This is a genomic window from Moorena sp. SIO2C4, assembly GCF_010672485.1.
Lineage (GTDB): Bacteria > Cyanobacteriota > Cyanobacteriia > Cyanobacteriales > Coleofasciculaceae > Moorena > Moorena producens.
Map to the genome: position 1 here is coordinate 1 of NZ_JAAHGN010000528.1, position 5108 is coordinate 5108.

3 protein-coding genes are annotated in these 5108 nt (G+C 44.6%); all 3 read right to left on the reverse strand.

Features of this window, described 5'->3' with window-relative positions; genetic code table 11:
- Positions 1-351: 351 nt before the first annotated feature.
- Positions 352-2961, reverse strand: coding sequence for a bifunctional aconitate hydratase 2/2-methylisocitrate dehydratase (gene acnB / locus F6K20_RS23605; RefSeq protein WP_008187468.1), 2610 nt, complete (start codon positions 2959-2961; stop codon positions 352-354).
- Positions 2962-3275: 314 nt separating this feature from the next.
- Positions 3276-3701 carry an arginine synthesis PII-interacting regulator PirA gene (pirA, locus tag F6K20_RS23610; RefSeq protein ID WP_008187470.1) on the reverse strand — a complete coding sequence of 142 codons (426 nt, stop codon included), beginning with the start codon at positions 3699-3701 and terminating at the stop codon, positions 3276-3278.
- A 325-nt stretch (positions 3702-4026) separates the two neighbouring features.
- Positions 4027-4209 carry a DUF4278 domain-containing protein gene (locus F6K20_RS23615; RefSeq protein WP_008187474.1) on the reverse strand — a complete coding sequence of 61 codons (183 nt, stop codon included), beginning with the start codon at positions 4207-4209 and terminating at the stop codon, positions 4027-4029.
- Between the last annotated feature and the right edge of the window lie 899 nt (positions 4210-5108).

Sequence of the window (5108 nt, forward strand, 5' to 3'; positions counted from 1 at the left end):
ATACTGAATTTTGCCCCCCTGACCCCCCAACTTTGGGGGAAGAGTCAATTTGCTTCTAAAAGTCCCCCAGAATTGGGGGACCAACGGGGGCTTGGATGTAGCAAATGAGACTTCTCAGACAACCTCTTAGCGTGGGCAATGCGCAATGCGCAAACGGTCGAATTTAATAGTTCGAGATTAATGAAAATTGAAAGTATGGAGAAAAGCCCATCTAAGCATATGCTGAATGCTGAATGCTAAATGCTGAATGCTGAATGCTGAATGCTGAATGTTGATAGCTTAAGTAATAGAAATAATCGGGTGAACCTAACAGCTCACCCGAAAACTCAGCTAAGCTAAACTAAAACTAATCTACTTGAGCGTTCCCGCTGGGATGCCCAAAATATCTTCAATCTTGGGCATTTCTTCGATAGGAATCACCCGTCCTTCATCTTCAAATCCAGCGATTTTATCAAAGTTCAAATACTTATACAAATCACTAGCAAAGGGATTAATTTTCTCGGCTACAATTGACTGATACTCTTCAGCACTGGGAATCCGACCTAATAAGGCACAAGCTGCTGCTAATTCAGCAGAACCCAAGTAGACTTGGGCACCTTTACCCATACGATTATTAAAATTACGAGTAGAGGTGGAGAATACTGTGGCTTTATCAGCAACCCGAGCTTGATTTCCCATGCACAGGGAACATCCAGGCATTTCAGTCCGGGCACCAGCTATGCCAAAGATACCGTAAACCCCTTCTTCTTTGAGTTGTTTCTCATCCATCCGGGTAGGGGGACAAATCCACAACCGAGTGCTAACAGGGGGTTCCCCTTCTAGGACTTTGGCTGCAGCACGGTAATGTCCAATATTGGTCATGCAAGACCCAATGAATACTTCATCGATGCGATCGCTTGCGACTTCAGACAACAATTTTACATTATCTGGGTCATTGGGAGCAGCTACAATTGGCTCAGTGATTTCATTCAAGTCAATCTCGATAATTTCAGCATATTCTGCATCCTTGTCCGCTGCCATCAGTACGGGATTTGCCAACCATTCTTCCATCTTGGCCACTCGACGCATGATCGTACGGGCATCTTGATAGCCTCGCCCTACCATATTTTTCAGTAGGGCGATATTGGAACGCAAATACTCAGATACTGTTTCTACTCCGAGCTTAATGGTACAGCCAGAACAAGACCGTTCTGCACTAGCGTCAGTAAGTTCAAAGGCTTGCTCAACTTTCAAATCGGGCAATCCTTCTATTTCCATAATCCGTCCCGAGAAGACATTTTTCTTATTGGTCTTCTCTACTGTCAGCAATCCTTTTTGAATAGCTACATAGGGAATAGCATTGACAATATCCCGCAAGGTTACCCCTGGCTGCAATTCACCTTTGAACCGCACTAACACAGATTCGGGCATATCTAAGGGCATGACTCCCAAAGCAGCACCAAAGGCCACTAATCCGGAACCGGCGGGGAAGGAAATGCCTAGGGGGAAACGGGTGTGAGAGTCTCCACCAGTGCCTACGGTATCAGGTAATAACATCCGGTTCAACCAAGAGTGGATAATGCCATCCCCAGGACGCAAGGCTACACCAGCACGAGAGGCAAAGAAGTCGGGCAATTTTTTATGGACTTTGACATCAACGGGCTTGGGATAAGCAGCAGTATGGCAGAAGCTTTGCATGACTAAGTCCGCACTGAAACCAAGACAAGCCAGTTCTTTCAATTCATCCCTAGTCATGGGTCCTGTGGTATCTTGGGAACCAACTGTAGTCATGATCGGTTCGCAAGAGCTACCTGGACGAACACCGGGTAAGCCACAGGCTTTACCGACCATTTTCTGGGCTAAGGTGAAGCCTTTGCCTGTATCTTCTGGCATGGTTGGACGGGCAAACAGGGGACTCGGTTCTAATCCCAAGGCTTCCCGGGTTTTATCCGTAAGCGATCGCCCAATCAGTAACGGAATCCGTCCACCAGCACGGACTTCATCGAGGATGGTATCGGGTTTGAGGGTAAAGGTGGAAATAACTTCCCCAGCTTGGTTAGTGATTTCACCCTTGTAGGGATGGATGGTAATCACATCCCCAGTTTCCATTGTTGAAACATCGCACTCAATGGGCAATGCACCAGAATCTTCAGCCGTGTTGAAGAAGATCGGGGCAATTTTGCCACCTAAGATATATCCCCCAGCCCGTTTATTAGGAACATAGGGGATATCTTCACCAATATGCCAAAGTAAGGAATTAATTGCCGATTTCCGGGATGAACCAGTACCAACAACATCCCCAACATAAGCCACAGGGTACCCATTTTCTTTTAATTTAGCAATAGTTTCTAAACCCGACTCTATCCGAGATTCCAACATGGCCAAGGCGTGTAACGGAATATCTGGGCGAGTGGTGGCGTGAGTGGCGGGGGATAAGTCATCGGTATTGGTTTCTCCAGGTACCTTAAATACAGTTACAGTAACTGCTTCGGGGAGTTTGGGACGCTGGATGAACCACGCAGCATTGGCCCAAGCATCGATGACTTGCTTGGCGTAAGGATTGACATCGGAAATTTCTAGAACATCATTGAACGCATCAAAGACAAGTAATGTCTTACTTAGGGCAGTAGCGGCTTCGGCTGCTAAGGTGGTTTGATCAGACTGGAGTAACTCAACCAAGGATTGGACATTGTAGCCTCCGACCATAGTACCCAAGAGGTCTACAGCACCCTGGGGGTAAATCAGAGGACTAGTGAGTTCTGCTTTTGCGATCGCAGTTAAAAACCCGGCTTTGACATAAGCTGCTTCATCAACTCCAGGGGGAATGCGATCGCGTAACATAGCCATTAATGCTTCTTCTTCCCCAGCTGGTGGATTTTGCAGCAGTTCACAAAGTTGGGATGTTTGCTCAGCACTTAGGGGTAGGGGAGGAATTCCTTGAGCTCCCCGTTCAGCTAGGTGTTCACGATAAGATTTCAGCATGATAGATTTACCTGTGCGCGGGCTTCATGTATGACCAATAATAATAGGTTTCAAGAATCCCCGCGTCTAATGACCGGGGAGTGTCAAATTTGTTACAAATATTGCCCTACCAGAGTGTCGCAAGTCATCAAAGCATGAAAAATCAAAGCATCAAAAAAGCGATCGCTGTGGATCGCTCTGTCTTGTGTTAGAGAGTTGTGGATACGTGAAAAAGTTTGAATAAGGTTTGGTCAATCTATATCGCAATGGCTGGGGTTGGCGATAATCCCAAACTGACTCGTCACCAGACTTGTGAGAGTATCTGTGTTAACTCACTAGATAGGTTGCATCTGCTTTGACTCCTCTTCTAGAAGCCTGACCAGATTCTGATCACCGTTAGCTTTAGCTACCTCTAGACGATGTTCCAAAGTTTGGCGCATAGTAGCCAGATGCGCTTTTCTGCTCTCATTCAAGACTTTTTGCAGCCGGTGGCGAGCAATCGATGTCTTTGCAGCCACAGTAGAAATCGATTTAGCCACTGGTTGAGAATTAGTTACATCAGAATTAGTTACAGTTGGATTACCAGTGCAGTAAGAAACACCACGCCATTTCAGATGATTTACTGGTGGGGGTTCAGGCATGTGTCTGGGATAGTGAACTCTCCAATTCTGAGCCCGATAAGTGCCACCAATTTCACCCTCTCTCACTTCTAGTAAAGAGGGTTCAGCGTCGTAACTTACACCACGATACCTAAGTTTCATATCTATTACCCCTCCGATTGACTAATAATAATATCAGACCACTTTTTTCAATAGTCTTGAGTGCTTTTAATGTAAGCTAACAGCTGACAGCTGAAGGCTGTTAGCTTAAAATCCGATGTTGCTTAATAATGGAATGGTTTGAAGAGTTTTGTGGAATAAGCATCTTGCCCCTTCCACCAAGATGGCCATTCCACCCACCAGGTCAAACAGCTTTAGTGAAAAATTTAAAATTGAAAGTCTGGGGAAAAGCCCATCAGCTGATAGCTGATAGCTCAATGCTTACCTCAGCACTTTTTGACTCAAACAAAACTAGTGATACTAATAGCTACCCTCTTTTATAGGTAACACCACGATAGGTCATGTTAGCGGGTGATTTACGCCAAGGATTATGCTTAATTCGGTGAACTTTCCAGCTATGACCCCGGTAAGTGCCACCAATTTCACCTTCAGATACTTCTAGGGTAGATGGTTCACTTTGATAACTGACACCTCGGTAAGAAAGTTTCATTGCTCGAATACCTCCGATTGGATTGCTTAATCGAATTACTTAATGGAATTGCTTAATAAGTTGCTTGGCCAGGAATTGTTTAATAAGTTGGTTGGCCAGGTGAGGAATTCTGTCTAAGGGTTAGGCAAGCTTGCCCTAGGTATCACTTTCTTGGGTTCTCTACGGCTTATCTACTTCAGGATATCTGAGTGGAGAGCCACTGATCCGACAGAGACCTCAATGCTTATTCAATTCCAATTTTTATTTCTGTATCTATTTTGACACTTTTTTCGACAAAAGTCAAATGTTAAGAAAAAAAAACAAATCAGATCCTTTCCGATGGTTAAGGTTATACACTCTAGGCTCTAGGCTCTAGATTTTAGGCATGAGGCTCTAAACATCTAGACTAAGGGGATTTTGACAAAGTTTGCTAAGTCTTCCGAAAGCAAAGAAGCCTTCAACTACGCCTCTTGTCCCTAATACTCAAGAATTAATACCTAAGAATTAATACCTAAGAATTAATACCTAAAACTTAATATTTCTAAAACTTAATCGTCCTAAAACTTAATATTTAAAACTGTAAACATATGCGCTACGGGCACGCTACGCGAACAGCAGTCAGCCTTTAGCTGATAGCTGATAGCTGATAGCTGATAGCTGATAGCTGATAGCTGATGGCTGATAGCTGATAGCTTACCTAAAACTTAATACCTAAGACTTAATACCTAGGCGACCGGACTGGATATAGCACTACGCGCTACTGTTAGGACATTGTCTTGATGCAGTCGCTCATGGGGGAAACCACGGCAGTCGCTCATGGGGGGAACCACGGCAGTCGCTCATGGTTTGAAGTTACCGTAAGACAGTTGAGCCTTAATCAATAAGTTTTAACCCTTTTTTGCATAACCTACCAACCATAA

What these genes read in the sequence shown, in the direction of transcription:
- F6K20_RS23615 (WP_008187474.1), bottom strand. Translation starts at nt 4,209, where the DNA reads ATGAAACTTTCTTACCGAGGTGTCAGTTATCAAAGTGAACCATCTACC.
- acnB (WP_008187468.1), bottom strand. Translation starts at nt 2,961, where the DNA reads ATGCTGAAATCTTATCGTGAACACCTAGCTGAACGGGGAGCTCAAGGA.
- pirA (WP_008187470.1), bottom strand. Translation starts at nt 3,701, where the DNA reads ATGAAACTTAGGTATCGTGGTGTAAGTTACGACGCTGAACCCTCTTTA.